We start from the raw sequence: 17420 nt of genomic DNA on the forward strand, positions 1-17420 counted from the left end.
ATGTCTTCACCACTGCTCTACCCGCTATCCGTACTCGCGCTGCTGACCAGCATCGCCAGCGCCCAGGCCGCCGACGCGGTACAACCGGGCAAGGTCTTTCGCGACTGTAAAAGCAGCTGCCCGGAAATGGTCATGCTGCCGGCCGGCCGTTACACCATGGGCACCCCGGACGACGAAGTCGGCCGCCAGCCCGACGAAGGCCCGCAACACACCGTGACCTTCGCCAAGCCGTTCGCGGTCAGCCGCTACCAGGTAACTGCCGGTGAATGGGACGCCTACCTGCGCGAGTCCGGGGCCAAGATTGCCGACGGCGACACCCGCCCGGGCCGCGAGTGCAAGGCCAGCAAGCCGCGCTACCAGCAAGGCCCGCGACAACCGGCGGTGTGCATGAGCTATCACGATGCCCAGGCCTATGCCGACTGGCTGACGAAAAAGACCGGCAAGCACTACCGGTTGATCAGCGAAGCACAGCGCGAATACGCCGCCCGCGCCGGCAGCAACGGGCCGTTCCCGTTCGACATGGACCCGGACGGCGACTACCAGATCAGCCGCAACGCCAACGTCTACGGGCCCAGGGATGGCTTCAGTTTCAGCTCGCCGGTGGGCAGCTACCCGGCCAACGCCTTTGGTGTGTACGACATGCACGGCAACGTCTACGAATGGGTCGCCGACTGTTATCACGACAGCTACGAAGGCGCCCCGAACGACGGCAGTGCCTGGCAGCAGGCCGACTGCAAGGTGGTGGTGATTCGTGGCAACGACTGGGGCGAGGCGCCGATTTTCTCGCGCTCCGGCAACCGCAACGCCAACCTGCCAGGCAACCGCGGAGACTGGATTGGCGTACGCCTGGTCCGCGAACCGTGACGGGCCAACGGCGCTAAATTGTCCCGCAAGCCACTCGTCCTATCGTTGTAATCCCCAAGCCCCGGGGGCCGCCTTCGAGGCTATCGGCCCCGACACTGAAGGAACCGATAGCATGAGCCAGATCCATTTCCCCCAGAAGGTCCACGACCTCGTCGGCGTGGGCTTCGGCCCTTCCAATCTGGCCCTGGCCATTGCCCTGGAAGAGCTCGCGCAAACCAATGGTCACGCGCTGGATGCGCTGTTCATCGACAAGCAGCTGGACTACCGCTGGCACGGCAACACCCTGGCGACCCAGAGCGAACTGCAAATCTCCTTTCTCAAGGACCTGGTGTCGCTGCGCAACCCCACCAGCCCCTACAGCTTCGTCAATTACCTGCACCAGAAGCAGCGCCTGGTCGACTTCATCAACCTCGGCACCTTCTATCCCTGCCGCCTGGAGTACAACGACTACCTGCGCTGGGCCGCCGAGCACTTCGCCACGCAGGCCAGCTACGGCGAAGAAGTACTGCGCATTGAGCCGGTGCTCGACAGCGGCCGGATCCGCCACCTGAAGGTCATTTCGCGTGACGCACAGGGCCAGGAGCATGGCCGCCTGACCCGCTCGGTGGTCGTCGGCAGTGGCGGCACACCGAAAGTCCCCAGCATCTTTGCGGCCTTCAAGGACGACCCGCGAGTCTTCCACCATTCTCGCTACCTCAGCAGCCTGGCCGGCTTGCCCTGCACCGAAGGCAAAGCCATGCGCATTGCGATCATCGGCTCGGGGCAAAGCGCCGCGGAAGCCTTCATCGATCTCAACGACAGCTTTGCGTCGGTCAAGGTCGACATGATTGTGCGCGCCTCGGCGCTCAAGCCGGCCGACGATAGCCCCTTCGTCAACGAAGTCTTCGCCCCTGTGTACACCGACCTGGTGTTCAACCAGAGCAGCCCGGAGCGCAAGAAGCTGATTGACGAATATCACAACACCAACTACTCGGTCGTTGATATCGACCTGCTTGAGCGCATCTACGGCATCCTCTATCGCCAGAAGGTCGCCCATCAGTTCCGTCACGCCGTGCTCTGCCGCCGCCAGGTGCAGGCGGCCACCGCCACCGCCGATGGCATCGAGCTGACCCTGGAAGACCTCTCGACCGGGCAACAGCAGACCCATCGTTACGATGCCGTGATCCTCGCCACTGGCTACGAGCGACGCTCGCACCGGGAACTGCTGGCACCGCTACAAGACTACCTGGAGGACTACAGCGTCGGCCGCGACTACCGCGCCCTGGCCAGTAGCGACCTGCAGGCCGCGGTGTACTTGCAGGGTTTCTGTGAAGCCACCCATGGCCTGAGCGACACCTTGCTCTCGGTGCTGCCGATTCGCGCGGCCGAAATTGGCCAGTCGCTGTACGACACCCTGGGCAAGCAGGCAGTACCTGCTTTTGCCACTTCCCATGCGCCGACTGCGCTGACCAGCGCCTGAGCCAGGAACCCTTCATGAGCAAGCAATACCGTGGCGCAATGCGCGAGCTGTTGGCGCTGTTGCGCCCTTTCTGGCCGCAGGTGGTCGTGTCGATTGTTCTGGGCATGATCGGTGGCTTGAGTGTCACCGCCTTGCTGGCGACCATCAACGATGGCCTGCACAGCCCGCAAGGCCTTGGCCCGTCGCTGATTGCCAGTTTCGCCGGGCTGTGTGTGGTGGCGTTACTGAGCTCGATTCTGTCCGATATTGGCAGCAACCGCATCGGTCAGAAGATCATCGCCAACCTGCGCAAGGAGCTGGGGGAAAAGGTCCTCAGCGCCCCGATCGGGCAGATCGAACGCTACCGCAGCCATCGCTTGATTCCGGTGCTGACCCACGACATCGATACCATCAGCTCGTTCGCCTTCGCCTTTGCGCCCCTGGCCATTTCCCTGACCGTGACCCTGGGCTGCCTGGGTTACCTGGCAATGCTGTCCTGGCCAATGTTTGTCATGATGCTGCTGGCAATCGGCATCGGCACGGTGATCCAGTACGTGGCCAGGGCTCGTGGCATCAAGGGCTTCATGGCCGCTCGCGAAGCCGAGGATGAACTGCAGAAACACTACAGTGCGATCGCCGAGGGCGCCAAGGAGCTGCGCATCCACCGCCCCCGGCGCCAGCGCATGTTCGTCGCGGGGATACAAAAGGTTGCCGAGCATATCTGCAATACCCAGATTCGCTCGATCAATACTTTCGTGATTGCCAAAAGCCTCGGCTCGATGCTGTTCTTCGTGGTCATCGGCCTGGCCCTGGCCCTGCAGTCGTTCTGGCCGAGCGCCGACAAAGCGGTAATGAGTGGCTTCGTGCTGGTGTTGCTGTACATGAAGGGGCCGCTGGAGCATCTGGTCAGCACCCTGCCCATAGTCAGCCGGGCGCAGATCGCCTTTCGCCGGATCGCCGAGTTGTCCGAGCAGTTTTCATCGCCCGAGCCGCACCTGCTGCTCAGCGACCAGGGCGCGCCGACAGTGAGCGTCGAGCGCCTGCAACTGCTTGATGTCTGTCACAGCTACCCGACCCGGGACGGCTGCGCGCCCTTTCACCTGGGGCCGGTCAACCTGGATATCCGCCAGGGCGACATTGTCTTCATCGTCGGCGAAAACGGCTGCGGCAAGACCACGCTGATCAAGCTGTTACTGGGGCTCTACCCGCCACAGCAAGGCCAGATCCGCCTCAACGGCGAGGTCATCGACGATCGCGCCCGCGATGACTACCGGCAGCTCTTCACCACCATTTTTGCTGATTATTACCTGTTCGACGACCTGGTAAATGACGGCCTGCAGGTACCTGCCCAAGCCTCGCAATACCTGGAACGCCTGGAGATCGCTCACAAAGTCAGTATCCGTGACGGCGCCTTCAGCACCACCGACCTGTCGACCGGGCAACGCAAGCGCCTGGCACTGGTCAATGCCTGGATCGAAGAGCGCCCGGTGCTGGTGTTCGATGAATGGGCCGCCGACCAGGACCCGACGTTCCGGCGCATTTTCTACACCGAACTGTTGCCCGACCTCAAGCGCCTGGGCAAGACCATCATTGTCATTTCCCACGACGACCGTTACTTCGATATCGCCGATCAACTGATCCGGATGAAGAACGGACAAGTCGTGGCCGAACGTGCCATGGCTTGAAAAAGAAAAAAGTTTTCCGGATTTGGCCTGCTAGAGCGTCTTACAAAAAATACTAATCATTCTCACTTGTTTGCCTTCGCGCTGGAGCCTCCGTTGACCACTGCATACCGCTTGCCACCCTTCACCAGGGCTTTGCTGATTCGTCGGACTTTAACCAGGCCACTGGCACTGAGCAGCCTGGTCGGCCTCAGCGCCCTGGCTGTCACTGCCCAGGCCCATGCGCAGATGGTCGCGTTTGCAATTCCAGCGCAATCGCTGGCCAGCGCCCTGCAGGCGTTCGGCACCCAGGCCAACATCCAGATTCTCTACAGCCCCGACGACGTCGCCGGGCTTAGAAGCCGCGCACTGAACGGCACCAAGGAGCCTGCCCAGGCGATTGCCGAACTGCTCGGCGGGACCAGCGTGCGCTACAACCTGCAAGGCGATGTGCTGAGTTTGCCTTCGCGCTGGAGCCTCCGTTGACCACTGCATACCGCTTGCCACCCTTCACCAGGGCTTTGCTGATTCGTCGGACTTTAACCAGGCCACTGGCACTGAGCAGCCTGGTCGGCCTCAGCGCCCTGGCTGTCACTGCCCAGGCCCATGCGCAGATGGTCGCGTTTGCAATTCCAGCGCAATCGCTGGCCAGCGCCCTGCAGGCGTTCGGCACCCAGGCCAACATCCAGATTCTCTACAGCCCCGACGACGTCGCCGGGCTTAGAAGCCGCGCACTGAACGGCACCAAGGAGCCTGCCCAGGCGATTGCCGAACTGCTCGGCGGGACCAGCGTGCGCTACAACCTGCAAGGCGATGTGCTGACCATCCATGGCAACAAGGGCGGCGCCGACCTGACCCTGGATGCCACCACGGTCAACAGCTCATCCCTGGGCCTTACCACTGAGGGCACCGGGTCCTACACCACCGGTGAAACCAGTACGGCGACCAAGATGAACCTGTCGCTGCGCAAGACCCCGCAGTCTGTCAGCGTAATCACCCGTCAGCAGATCGAAGACCAAGGGCTGTTGAGCATCGCCGATGTGCTCAACCAGACGCCCGGGGTGACGGTCACCCGTCGGGCCGTGGTCCGTGCAGCAGGGGCTCGGGCCGGCTTGCGTAGTTGTCGCGCAACGGGGCCTTACCACTGAGGGCACCGGGTCCTACACCACCGGTGAAACCAGTACGGCGACCAAGATGAACCTGTCGCTGCGCAAGACCCCGCAGTCTGTCAGCGTAATCACCCGTCAGCAGATCGAAGACCAAGGGCTGTTGAGCATCGCCGATGTGCTCAACCAGACGCCCGGGGTGACGGTCAGCCAGGACAATACCGAGGTCAATACCTTTTATTCCCGGGGCTTTGAGATTTCCAACTTTCAGTTCGACGGCCTGCCCAGCCTCAGCACCAATGCCCCGTTGCGCGACAACTACGGTTTGATCGGCACCGCCATTTACGACCGTATCGAGATCCTGCGCGGCTCGGCCGGCTTGCTCAATGGCACCGGCTACCCGTCGGGCGTGGTCAACTTCGTGCGCAAAAAACCGACCGCGCAGTTCCAGGGGCATGTGACCGCCGGCGCGGGCAGCTGGGACCAGTACCGCACCGAAGTCGACCTGTCCGGCCCGTTGACCGACAGCAAGCATATTCGTGGCCGGATGGTGGCTGCCACTCAGGATGAAAAAAGCTACATCGACTACCTGCGTCGTGAAGACCACGTGTTCTACGGCATCATCGAGGCCGACCTGTCTGACAGCACCACCTTCGCTTTCGGCATGGACTATCAGAAAGGCAATGCCGACGGCTCGACCAACTCCAACCTGCCGGCGTTCTACACCAACGGCGCGACGGTCAAGCCGTCGCGCTCGACCAACTCCGGGGCAAAATGGTCGTACAGCAACACCGAAACCCAACGCTACTTCGCCAACATCGAACACCACTTTGAAAATGACTGGCTGCTCAAGGTCGAGACCAATTTCCGCCGCTATGACGTCGACAACCTCACCGCCACCGCCAATGGCCAGATCGACGCGGTCACTCACTCGGCCAACGCCTTTACCAGCAAGTACTACTCGACCTCCAAGGAAGTCGACGTAGCGGCTTACGCCACCGGTCCTTTCCAGCTGTTCGGGCGCACCCATGAGATGGTCATGGGCCTGAACTGGGCGCGCAACGAAAACGAATCCGGCACCCATTCGTTCGGCAGTTACAAGATCGATGACTTTTTCAACTGGGACAACAATCCGGTCAAGCCCAGCAAACTGCTGTTCACCGTGCCTTACGACACCGTTGCCCGTGAGCGTGCCGGGTACTTTGCGACCATCCTCAAACCGACTGACCGGCTGAACGTGATTCTCGGTTCACGGGTGACCGACCACTACTGGAACCAGGATGGTTTCAACCCGTTGCTGCCCAACCCCAACACCCATTACAACTCCCGCGAAAGTGGCGTGGTCACCCCTTACGCGGGCATCACCTATGACCTGGACGACTACCACACCGTTTACGCAAGCTACGCCGATATCTTCAAACCGCAACCGTTCAACCCCGATCGCAACGGCACGCCGCTGGAGCCACTGACCGGTGAAAGCTACGAAGTGGGGATCAAGGGCGAATACTACGAGGGCCGCCTGAACGCCAGCCTCGCGCTGTTCACCTCCAAGCAGGACAACGTCGCCGAAGCCGACGGCCTGCGTGTGGACATTCCCAACGCCACGGCTTACAAGGCGGTGTCAGGCGCTACCACCAAAGGCTTTGAAATCGAAGTCTCGGGTGAACTGCTTCCCGACTGGAATGTTCATGGTGGCTACACCTACCGCACCTCCGAAGACAAGGACGGCAACAAGGTCAGCACCACCCAGCCTGAACAGATCGCCCGGTTCGCAACCACCTATCGCCTGCCCGGCCTGCTCAACCGCATGACAGTGGGCGGCAACGTCTCGTGGCAGAGCAATATCTACTACGACACCACCCTGGGCTTTGGCCCCGGCGCAATCCCCGCCCGCTTCGACCAGAAGGGCTACACCCTGGTCGGCCTGCTGGCCGGTTACGATTTCAGTGACAACCTGCGCGGCAACATCAACCTCAACAACCTGACCGACCGCAAGTACTTCAGCGGCATGGGCTCCTACGGTTCGACCTTCTACGGCGAGCCGCGCAATGTGATGGCCAGCCTCAAGTATTCGTTCTGATCCAGGGCACAGGAAAAAGGGGCACTGAACGTCGGTTCAGTGCCCCTTTTTCATGGCCAGGGTGAAACCTTTGCCTCAACGCTCGAACGCCTGGCGCAGGTCTGCGCATAACTGCGTGTAGATGTCCGTGACCTGGCCAACCACCGAGCCCAGGCGCAAAAAGTCATGGGTCAGGCCGGGGTATTCCCTGAGCGTTACAGGTACGCCCTGCTCCTGCAGCCGGTGTGCATAGGCCCGGCCCTCATCAAGCAGCGGATCAAGCCCGGCCAGGGCAATGCAGGCGGGGGCAACGTTGCTCAGCTTATCTGTCAGCAACGGCGAAAAGCGCCAGTCACAGCGGTCTTGCGCAGCACTCTGGTAGTGCTGGTAGAACCACTCCAGCGTCTGGCTCTCGAGCAAGTAGCCTTCGGCGAACAGCTCCATGGAGGCGCTGCGCCGGGAGGCATCCGTCACCGGATAGCACAGGAGTTGCAAGCGCGGCTGCAGCGCCGCGTCCGGCCCTGCCTGGGCAGCCTGGGTCGCCAACACGGTGGCAATGGTCGCGCCGACACTGTCGCCGGCAAACGCGACCCGGGCAAGGTCCAGCTGCAGGGCCCGGGCCTGGCCGGGCAACCAGGCCAGGACATCCTCGCCATCGAGCAGCGGCTGCGGAAAACGGTGTTCGGGCGCCAACCGGTAGCCCACCGACAGCACCGCACATTGGCCGCCTGCGGCAAACTCGCGGCAAACGCCATCGTGCGAATCCAAGCTGCCCACCACGTAGCCACCGCCGTGGAAGTACACCAGCAACGGCAAGGCCCCCTCGCATTGCCGGGCACGATACAGGCGCACCGGCACCGCGCCGCCATCTCGGCTGGTGACCGTCAGTTCCTGACAGTCGAGCCGCTGCTCGACGGGCCAGCGCAGTTGCTGGGTAGTCTGCTCGAACGCGGCCCGGGCCTGCTCCGGGGTTTGTTGATGAAAAGGCAGATCGAGCGGGCCGCGGCTTTCCTCGGCCAGGTCGAGGAAATCAGCAAGATCAGGGTGCAAAGACATTTGAGCTTCCTAAACGGTGTATCGAATCGTGCCGGCAAGGGTTTGCCGGCACACAGGTTGACGGCTCAGGCGACCTGGGCCAGGCAATGGCTGATGATCGCCTGCAGCTCGCGCTGATAGTCGTCCATCAACTGGCGAATGGTTTCACGACGATAGCGCCGGGTACTGAACACACAACGCAAGGCCAGGCGGCCGTCGAACACCTGGCCGACAATCTCCAGCCAGTTGCCCAGCGGCGCTTGCAGGCTGTAGCACGCCCCCACGCTTTGCTCGGCCGGCACCAACAAGGCGCGCTCGTCAAAGCTCTGGTCGAACTGGCCCAGGTAGTTGAACGTCACTCTGGCCTGGGCCAGCCCGGCAAATTGCTGCCTGAGGCTGTTGCCCGCCAGGTAGCGCAACACGCCGTAACCCAGCCCCTTGTCGGGGACTGCCGCCAACTGGCGCTGAACCCCGAGCAGGCTGGCGCGGATGTCATCCTCGGCACCGGGCACCAGGCGTACCGGGTACATGCTGGTGAACCAGCCCAGGCTACGGCTCAAATCCAGCTCGTCGAACAGGTCTTCACGACCGTGACCTTCAAGCTGGATCAACGCCGCATCCTGCCCGGTCCAGCGGCACAGCACGCGACTCAAGGCGCCCAGCAACAGGTCATTGATCTGCGTCTGGTAGACCGCCGGCACCTGGGTCAACAGTTCGCTGGTGCGCTGGGCGTCGAGTTCCATGCGCTCTACCGCATGGAAGCCGACCAGGTTCTTGCCGCGGGGGTTATCGCAAGGGAAAGGCCGCCCCGAGTCTTGCAGTTGCTCGAGCCAGTACCCCAGCTCGCGCTCCACCAGCAGCGGCGCTTGTTGTTCAAGACGGGTCGCCCAGGCCTGGTAGCTGCTGGTGCGAATCGGCAACGCTGGGCTGTTGCCCTGGCTGCAAGCCTCGTAGGCCTGTTGCAAATCCTGCAGCAAGATGCGCCAGGACACCGTATCAATCGCCAGGTGGTGAATGACCAGCAGCAAGCGCTGCTCGCCGGCAAAGGTGATATGCAGGGCGCGCATCAATGGCCCTTGCTGCAGGTCCAGGCTACGTTGCACCCGGGCGGTCAAGTCTTCCAGCGCCGCCTCATCGGCCACGCTCACCTGCTCCAGCAGCGGCTTGTCGGCCTGGGCCTGCTGTGGCCGATACGCCTGATACCAACGTTCGCCCTCCTTGGCAAAGCACAAGCGCAAGCCATCATGCTGCTGCACCACAGCCTGCAAAGCCTGCTCCAGCGCCTGCGGCTCGAGTGCCTGGCGCGAGCGCAGCATCAATGCCTGGTTGAAGTGGTGCGCCTCTGGCATGTTCTGGGCGAAGAACCATTCCTGGATCGGCAACAGGCTGAACCGGCCATCGCTGACCCGGTGGCTCAGGTCCTCCTGCTGCGCAGCACCGGCAAAGACCTGCTGATCGAACAGGCCGGCGATGGTCTGGTAGCGCATCAGGTCGCGCAACTTGAGGTTGATGTCCAGCTGCGGGTGATTACGCACGCGGGAAATGACCTGCAAGCTGAGAATCGAGTCGCCGCCCAGCTCGAAGAAGTTGTCACTGATGCCAACCCTGTCGACTTGCAGCACCTCGGCCCAGACCTGCGCCAGCAGGTGTTCTTGCTCGCTGCGCGGGGCCAGGTAGCTATCGGCGCTGAAATCCGGCTCTGGCAAGGCCTTGCGGTCGAGTTTGCCGTTGAGCGAGATGGGCAGTGCCGCGAGGCAGATAACCTGTGCCGGGACCATGTAGTCGGGCAGCACCGCGCGCAGACCGCTGAGCAGCGCCGGCCCCTGATCGATGCCGTGCGGGGTGACCGCGTAGGCAATCAAGCGCTTGCCGGCGGCAAAGTCACGGGCAATGACCAGCGCATCGCTGACCCCGGGTTGCTGGCGCAGGCAGGCCTCGACTTCGCCCAGCTCGATGCGAAAGCCGCGAATCTTTACCTGGTGATCGATGCGACCGACGTAGTCGATGATGCCGTCCTCACGCAGGCGCACCAGGTCACCACTGCGGTAAGCCCGGGTTCCTGGCTGGCCGAAAGGGTCCGGTACGAAGCGCTCGGCGGTCAGGCCCGGGCGACGATGGTAGCCTCGGGCGACCCCCTCGCCACCAATGTACAGCTCGCCGGCGAAGCCTGCAGGCAACGGGTTGAGGTCATCGTCCAGGACCTGCAAGGCGCGCAAGCCGACCGCGCGGCCGATCGGTGCATACGCAGCTTCACAGGTCGAATCGGCCGGCACTTTCCATAGCAGCGGGGTGACCACGGTCTCAGTCGGTCCGTAGCCATTGGTGAAGTACTGCGGGCGCAATGCTGCCTTGACCAGCTCGAAGGTCTGTTCGGGTACGGCGTCGCCGCCAAAGCAGTAGATGTTCACCGCAGGCGCAGGCTCGCCACACTGGCGGGCATACTCGGCAACCTGCTTGAGGTAGGCCGGCGGGAAGCAGGCGATGGTGATTGCCTGCTGCCCAAGGGCCTTGAACGTCTGCTCCGGTGTCCACAGTTCGGCGTCGCGAATGACCAGCGCCCCGCCGCTGCCGAGGACGCTCAACCAACGCTCATGGGCACCGTCGAAGGCAAACGACATAAAGTGCAGTTCGCGGGTGCTGGCGTTCATTTCGTAGCGTTCGATAATCGCCTGGCAGTGCATGCTCAAGGGCCCGCGGGTAACCGCCACGCCCTTGGGTTGACCGGTGGAACCGGAGGTGTAGATCAGGTACGCCAGGTTGCGATCATCGCCGCAGGCAAGCGCTGGCCCGACGCGCTGTTCATCGAGCGGCAGTCGATCCATCTCTACCCGTGGCAACAGCGCCGGCAGCGGCAGGCGCCCGAGCAGATCGCTGTGGGTAATGACCAGGGCCATGCCCGAGTCCTCGATCATGTAGGCCAGGCGCTCGCTCGGGTAATCGATGTCCAGCGGCACATACGCCGCGCCGCACTTGAGCACGGCCAGCAGTGCCACGATCATCTGCGGCGAACGCTCCAGGGCCACCCCGAGCAGAACTTCAGGGCCCGCGCCCTGCGCCATCAAGGTCGCGGCCAGAGCATTGCTCTGGCGCTGCAGGGCGGCATAGTCCAGGCGCTGCCCCGCACATTCCACCGCAATCGCCCCGGGCTGACGCCGGGCCTGTTCGTCAATCAGCTCGACCACCGACAGCGGACGGTACTGCCGCGCCGGCTGTGCCCCCCAGGCCTGCAGTTGCTGCCACTGCGCGGTATCCAGGCGTTGCAGGTTACCCACCCGCTGCAGCGGTGTCTCGAGCATGGCCGTCAGTAGCCCCTCCATGGCGTGACGGATGCCCTCGACGGCCTGCTCACTGAAGGCACTGCGCAAATGCAGGTATTCGATCGACAGGCTGTCGTTGAGGTGGACGGCCAGGTCCATCGGGAAGTTGGTGACATCGTGATTGCGTGACTCGCCAAAGTGCAGGCCGCTGTCCCGGGCCTCGCCAAGCCGCTCATCGATCGGGTAGTTCTCGAACACAATGATGCTGTCGAACAACGCCTGTCCGCCCATGCCTGCCCAACGCTGGATATCCGCCAGCGGCACATGGGAATGATCGCGCACGTCCAGGTTGTAGGCTTGCAGGTCGCGCAACCAGGCATCCAGCGCTTGTTCCGGCCTGATGCGGTGAATGACTGGCAAGGTATTGATAAACAGGCCCAGCAGGGTGTCGGCATTGGCCAGGCCCTCCGGTCGCCCGGCAACCGTGGCGCCGAACACCACGGTGTCCTGGCGCGTGTAGCGTTGCAGCAAGAGCAGCCAGGCGCCCTGAATCAGGGTGTTGGGGGTGATACGCAAGTCACGGCACACCTGTTGCAACCGTGCAGTGCGCGCTGCATCCCAGCGGGTGTACAGCGCCCGGTGACCGGGCTCGCTGCTGCTGTGCCGCGGATGCACCGCCTGGCTCAGCGAAGTCGGCTCGACCAAGGCCTGCAGGCGCTGCTTCCAGAACTGTTCGAGGCCCTTGGCGTCCTGCCCCTGCAGCCAGCCGATGAAGTCGCGAAAGCGCCCGCCTGGCGCCGCAACCTGCGCGCCACAGTAGTGCTGCAGCACTTCTGCGAGCAGACGTGAATTGCTCCAGCCATCCATCAGGATGTGATGGCTGGTCCAGATCATCCGGTATTGCCCGGGGCCGGTACCAATCAGCAACAGGCGCAGCAACGGCGCGGCGCCGATATCAAAGCCGCGGGCCCGTTCGGCGCTGGCACATTGCGCGACACGCTGTTCATCCCAGGGTTGATCCTGCCAGTCGAGGGTCTGTACGTGCAGCTTGACCCGGCGCTGCACGACTTGCAGCGCCGGCGTCTGCCGATCGGGCCAATGAAAGCTGGTACGCAGGGCCTCGTGGCGGTCGATTGCCGCCTGCCAGGCCTGGCAGAATCGCTCGACATCCAGGCCCTGCACCGGCAACTGCACCTGGTTGATGTAAAGCGCCGACTCGTTGTCTTCCAGGGTGTGCAGGAGCATGCCCTGCTGCATCGGCGAGAGCGGGTAGATGTCTTCGATTTCGCCGGCGGCAATCGGCAGTTGGTCAAGCCAGGCCTGCGAAACCTGCGCCAGCGGGAAGTCCGAGGGGGTCACCGCGCCAACGCCCTGATCGCAGCAATGCTCGATCAGACGCTCGAGCTCCTCGCTGTACTGCGCGGCCAGGTGCGCGATCGTCGCCTCATCGAACATGCTGCGGCTGAAGGTCCAGCCTATGCTCAAGGCCGAGTCGTACACCTGGCCATTGAGGCTCAACCAGTTGCCCAGCGGCGCGTCCAGGCTGCGCTCAAGCCCTCGGTTTTCAGCGGCGGGAACGAACAGTGCCTGATCGCTGCTGAAACTGGCGTCGAACTGCCCAAGGTAGTTGAAGGTCACCCGCGGCACCGGCAATTGCGCCAGGCTTTCACGCGCCGGCTGATCACCCAGGTAACGCAGCACCCCGTAGCCGATGCCTTTGTCCGGCACCGCCCGCAGTTGCTCCTTGATCCCCTTGAGGGTGTCGCTCCACTGCTCGAAGGCCTGCAACTTGAGCGCAAACATGCTGGTGAACCAACCCAGGGTGCGGGTCAGGTCGACCTCATCGAACAGCTCTTCACGGCCATGGCCTTCAAGCTGGATCAGGCAATGGTCGGCGCCGGTCCAGCGCTGCAACACCCTGGCCAGGGCTGCCAGCAGCAGGTCGTTGATCTGCGTGCGGTAAGCCGCGGGGGCCTGCTGCAGCAGCTTGCGCGTCAGCTGCGGGCTCAACTGGCTGTACAGCGTAAGTGCGTCGCGACTGAGCAGCGTGCCGTCGGCGTGATCCTGGGGCAGCTCGGCGCATGCGCCCTGCAACTGCTGCTGCCAGTAGCCGAGCTGCGCCTGCAGGTTGTCGCCCCGCGCATAGGTTTGCAGACGTTCGGCCCAGGCTTTGACCGAAGTGGTCTTGGCCGGCAAGGCCACTGGCTGGCCTGCCGCCAACTGTGTGTAGGCCTGTTGCAGGTCTTCGAACAGGATGCGCCAGGACACACCATCCACGGCCAGGTGGTGGACCACCAGCAACAGCCGTTGCTGACCGTCGCCCAGGGTCGCCAACAGCGCCCGCAGCAACTGCCCTTGTGCCGGTTGCAGGCTGCGCTGGGCCTCGTCGCAGTCGACTGAAAGCGCGGCCAGGTCGACTGGCGCGGTTTGCCACAGCAGCGGGGCCTGCGCCCAGTGCGCAAGCAGGCGCTCGGGCTGCAGATAGCGCACCTGTTCGGCGCTGAAGCACGAACGCAAGACATCGTGGTGCATCACCAACGCTTGCAGCGCACGCTCCAGCAGGTCGGCCTGCAGCGGCTGCGATGGCTTGAGCAGCACCGACTGGTTCCACTGGTGACGCTGGGGGATGTCGCTGGCAAAAAACGCCTGGTGGATCGGCAGCAGCAACGCCGCGCCACTGACCAGGCCCTGGTCCACTGCGTCGCCTTCGCCGACCTCGCGAGACCGGGCGACAGCCGCCAGGCTCTGCACCGTCTGGTGCTGGAACAGCTCTTTGGGGGTGAACACGATGCCCTGGCGCCGCGCGCGGCTGACCAGTTGAATGGACACGATGGAGTCGCCGCCGAGTTCGAAAAAGTTGTCGTTCAGACCCACCCGTTCAACCTTGAGCACCTCTTGCCAAAGCGCCGCCAGCGCCACTTCCACGGCACTGCCCGGGGCTACATAGGCCTGCTGCATCTGCTCTGCATCAGGCACCGGCAGCGCCCGGCGTTCCAGCTTGCCGTTGGGGCTCAACGGCAGGCTGTCGAGGAACATCAGTTGGCTGGGTACCATGTAGTCGGGCAAGACCGCCAGCAAGCGCGACCGCAGCAGCTCGCGCGCCTGCGCCTGGCGCTGGCGGTCGTCGCCAGGCCAGTCGCGCCGGGCCGGCACCAGATACGCCACCAGTTGCTGGCCATTGCCAGTGGCAACGGCCAGAACAACCGCCTCGTGGATTTCATCCTGTTCCAGCAAGCGTGCCTCGATCTCGCCCAGCTCAATGCGCAGCCCACGGATTTTTACCTGATGGTCGATCCGCCCGCGGTACTCGATCACCCCGTCACTGCGCTGACGCGCCAGGTCGCCGGTGCGGTACATACGCTCGCCGCTGGCGAACGGGCTGACGACAAACCGTTCGGCGCTCAGGCCCGGACGGCGATGATAGCCGCGCGCAAGCCCGATACCGGCCAGGTACAGCTCACCCGTTACCCCCACGGGCACCGGCGTCAGCTCGTCGTCCAGCACATAGGTGCCAAGGTTGGCAATCGGCTGGCCAATCGGCACGCTGTCGCGGCCTTCGTCGCGACAGGTCCAGTGGGTAACATCGATTGCCGCTTCGGTCGGTCCATACAAGTTGTACAAGCTGGCTTGCGGCAAGCGGCTCAGAACCTGTTGCTGGGCATCCGCCGGCAACGCCTCGCCACTGCAAATCACTCGGCTCAGCGAGGTGCACAGACCCGCCTGGTCATCGAGCATGAACACCTGCAGCATCGAGGGCACAAAGTGCAACGTGGTTATCTGCTCACGGCGGATGACCTCGATCAGCCGCGCAGGATCCTTGTGATCACCCGGCGCCGCCAGCACCAGGCGTGCCCCCGTCATCAGCGGCCAGAAAAACTCCCACACCGAAACGTCGAAGCTGAACGGCGTCTTCTGCAAGACCCGGTCCTGTTCGCCCAGGCCATAGGCCTGTTGCATCCAGCACAGCCGGTTGGTCAGGGCCAGGTGGCGGTTGGCCGCGCCTTTTGGCTTGCCCGTGGAGCCGGAGGTGTAGATGACATAGGCCAGGTTCTGCGGGTGCGGGTAGCACGCCGGGTTGCTGACAGGCCAGCCATCCTGAGGTTGATCGAGCAGCAGGCATTCGATATCGGCCGGCACCGGCAAGCGCTCACGTACCGATTGTTGGCTCAGCAGCAGGCGCATGCCGCTGTCCTGCATCATGTAGGCCAGGCGCTCCGCGGGATAATCCGGGTCCAGCGGTACATAAGCGCCGCCAGCCTTGAGCACCGCCAGCAGGCCGATAACCATTTCCAGGCTGCGTTCGGCGGCAATACCCACCAGCACATCGGGCCCGACACCTGCGCCCAGCAAGCGGTGTGCCCACTGGTTGGCGACTTCATTGAGCTGGCGGTAACTGAGCTGCGCAGCGCCCAGGACCAGGGCTACCCGGTCGGGTGTGGCGTGCGCCTGTTGTTCGATCAACTGATGCACGCAGCACGCCAAGGGGTAGTCCATCGCCGTGTCGTTCCAGCGCACGACCTGTTGCTGCCACTGATCGCTGTCGAGCAGGGGCATGGCCGCGACGCGCTGATCGGGCTGTTGCACTATCGCCTGCAACAGGCCCAGCCAGTGCGCAGCCATGCGCTCGACGGTCGCGCGTTCAAACAGGTCGCTGGCGTAGGTCAGGCCGGCGGCAAGCCCGCTCGGGCTGTCATGGGTATCGAGCATCAGGTCGAACTGAGCGGTGTGCTTTTCCCACGCCAGCGCCTCGATCGTCAGGGGCCCGCCCTGCCCCGCCAGCTGGTGACGCTTGCGCGCGTCGCTCTGGTGGTTGTACATGACCTGGAACAGCGGGCTGTGGCTGAGGCTGCGCTCCGGGCGCAACGCCTCGACCAGTTGTTCGAACGGCAAATCCTGATGAGTCTGGGCATCGAGCACTGTCTGGTGCACGGCCTGCAGCAACTGGCGGAAGGTCAGCTGATCGTCAAAGCAAGCCTTGATCACCTGGGTGTTGACGAAAAAACCGATCAGCCCCTCGGTCTCCACCCGGTTGCGGTTGGCCGAGGGTACCCCGACACGAATCTCGGCCTGGCCACTGTAGCGGTGCAGCAACAGCTCGAAGCTGCTCAGCAGCAGGGTGAACAGGGTGACATTCTCCTGCCCGGCGAAACGCTTGAGCGCATCGGCCAGGCCATCGGGCAGGCTTAGCGCCAGCCGCGCACCGCGATAACTTTGCTCAGCCGGACGCGGTCGGTCAGTGGGCAGTTCAAGCAAGGGATGCTCGCTACCCAGCTGCGCAGTCCAGTAGGCCAGTTGCCGCTCACGTTCACCTGCCTCCATCCACTGGCGCTGCCAGAGGGCGTAGTCAGCGTACTGGATCGGCAGCGGCGCAAGGTCCGGGGCCCGGCCCTGGGTGAACGCGCTGTAGTACTCGATGATCTCGCGCAGCAGGATCTCCATGGACCAACCGTCAGAGACAATATGGTGCTGGATGAGCAGCAATACGTGATCATCGACATCAAGGCGCAGCAGGCAGACGCGCAACAGCGGCCCCTGGCGTAAATCGAACAGCTGGCCGACCTGCTCCTCGACGAAGGCCTTCAGCCGCGCCTCAGAACGCGCCGACGCTGGCTCGTTCGACCAGTCCAGGCAGGTGAAGTCCGCAGTCATGGACGGGTGGACGACCTGCAGGGCCTGCAGGTCGTCGTCGACAAAGGTGGTGCGCAACGCTTCATGGCGCAGATGCAACGCCTCGACACTGCGCTGCAAGGCGCCAAGGTCGAGCTCGCCGCGCAGGCGCAGCGCGAGTGGAATATGGTAGTTGGCGCTGTCTGGCTCCATCTGCCAGAGAAACCACTGGCGCTCCTGCGCATAGGACAACAACAAGGGCTCGTCGGCTTTGCGCTTGAAAATCGGCGCGACATTGAAGAGGTTGATCCCTTTTTGCTTCAGCAGTATCGCCAAGGCTTTGCGTTCCTTCGACGAAAGCGCTCCAACTGCCCCGATCAGCTCTTGCACACC

8 protein-coding genes are annotated in these 17420 nt (G+C 63.4%); 6 read left to right on the top strand and 2 right to left on the bottom strand.

What is annotated here, in order from left to right:
* From pvdO to ACZ9A3_RS14205, 6 genes are all read left to right on the top strand, one after another.
* The gene (pvdO, locus tag ACZ9A3_RS14180) at positions 1 to 864 is read left to right on the top strand and encodes a dihydropyoverdine dehydrogenase (protein ID WP_476252828.1); all 864 of its coding nucleotides are present in this window, start codon (positions 1 to 3) and stop codon (positions 862 to 864) included.
* Between the two features lie 112 nt (positions 865 to 976).
* A complete protein-coding gene (locus tag ACZ9A3_RS14185; protein ID WP_093381099.1) occupies positions 977 to 2323 on the top strand; it encodes a lysine N(6)-hydroxylase/L-ornithine N(5)-oxygenase family protein in 1347 nt (448 codons plus the stop codon).
* 14 nt (positions 2324 to 2337) lie between these two features.
* Entirely contained in the window at positions 2338 to 3987 is a 1650-nt protein-coding gene (locus ACZ9A3_RS14190; protein ID WP_123565538.1) for a cyclic peptide export ABC transporter, read from the top strand.
* A gap of 93 nt (positions 3988 to 4080) precedes the next feature.
* Positions 4081 to 4449, top strand: coding sequence for an STN domain-containing protein (locus ACZ9A3_RS14195; protein WP_476252829.1), 369 nt, complete (start codon positions 4081 to 4083; stop codon positions 4447 to 4449).
* A complete protein-coding gene (locus ACZ9A3_RS14200; protein ID WP_476252830.1) occupies positions 4446 to 5111 on the top strand; it encodes an STN domain-containing protein in 666 nt (221 codons plus the stop codon). Before ACZ9A3_RS14195 ends, ACZ9A3_RS14200 begins: the two co-directional genes overlap by 4 nt.
* Before the next feature lie 46 nt (positions 5112 to 5157).
* Positions 5158 to 7149: a TonB-dependent siderophore receptor gene (locus ACZ9A3_RS14205; RefSeq protein ID WP_476252831.1), complete on the top strand. Its 1992-nt coding sequence runs from the start codon at positions 5158 to 5160 to the stop codon at positions 7147 to 7149.
* A 75-nt stretch (positions 7150 to 7224) separates the two neighbouring features.
* On the opposite strand, the gene ACZ9A3_RS14210 is transcribed toward ACZ9A3_RS14205, so the two are convergent.
* Together ACZ9A3_RS14210 and ACZ9A3_RS14215 are read right to left on the bottom strand one after the other, a co-directional pair.
* On the bottom strand, positions 7225 to 8184 hold the full coding sequence (locus ACZ9A3_RS14210; protein ID WP_258594146.1) for an alpha/beta hydrolase: 960 nt from the start codon (positions 8182 to 8184) through the stop codon (positions 7225 to 7227).
* 65 nt (positions 8185 to 8249) lie between these two features.
* Positions 8250 to 17417: an amino acid adenylation domain-containing protein gene (locus ACZ9A3_RS14215; protein WP_476252832.1), complete on the bottom strand. Its 9168-nt coding sequence runs from the start codon at positions 17415 to 17417 to the stop codon at positions 8250 to 8252.
* Between the last annotated feature and the right edge of the window lie 3 nt (positions 17418 to 17420).

This window comes from Pseudomonas sp. TE4620, from assembly GCF_056279045.1.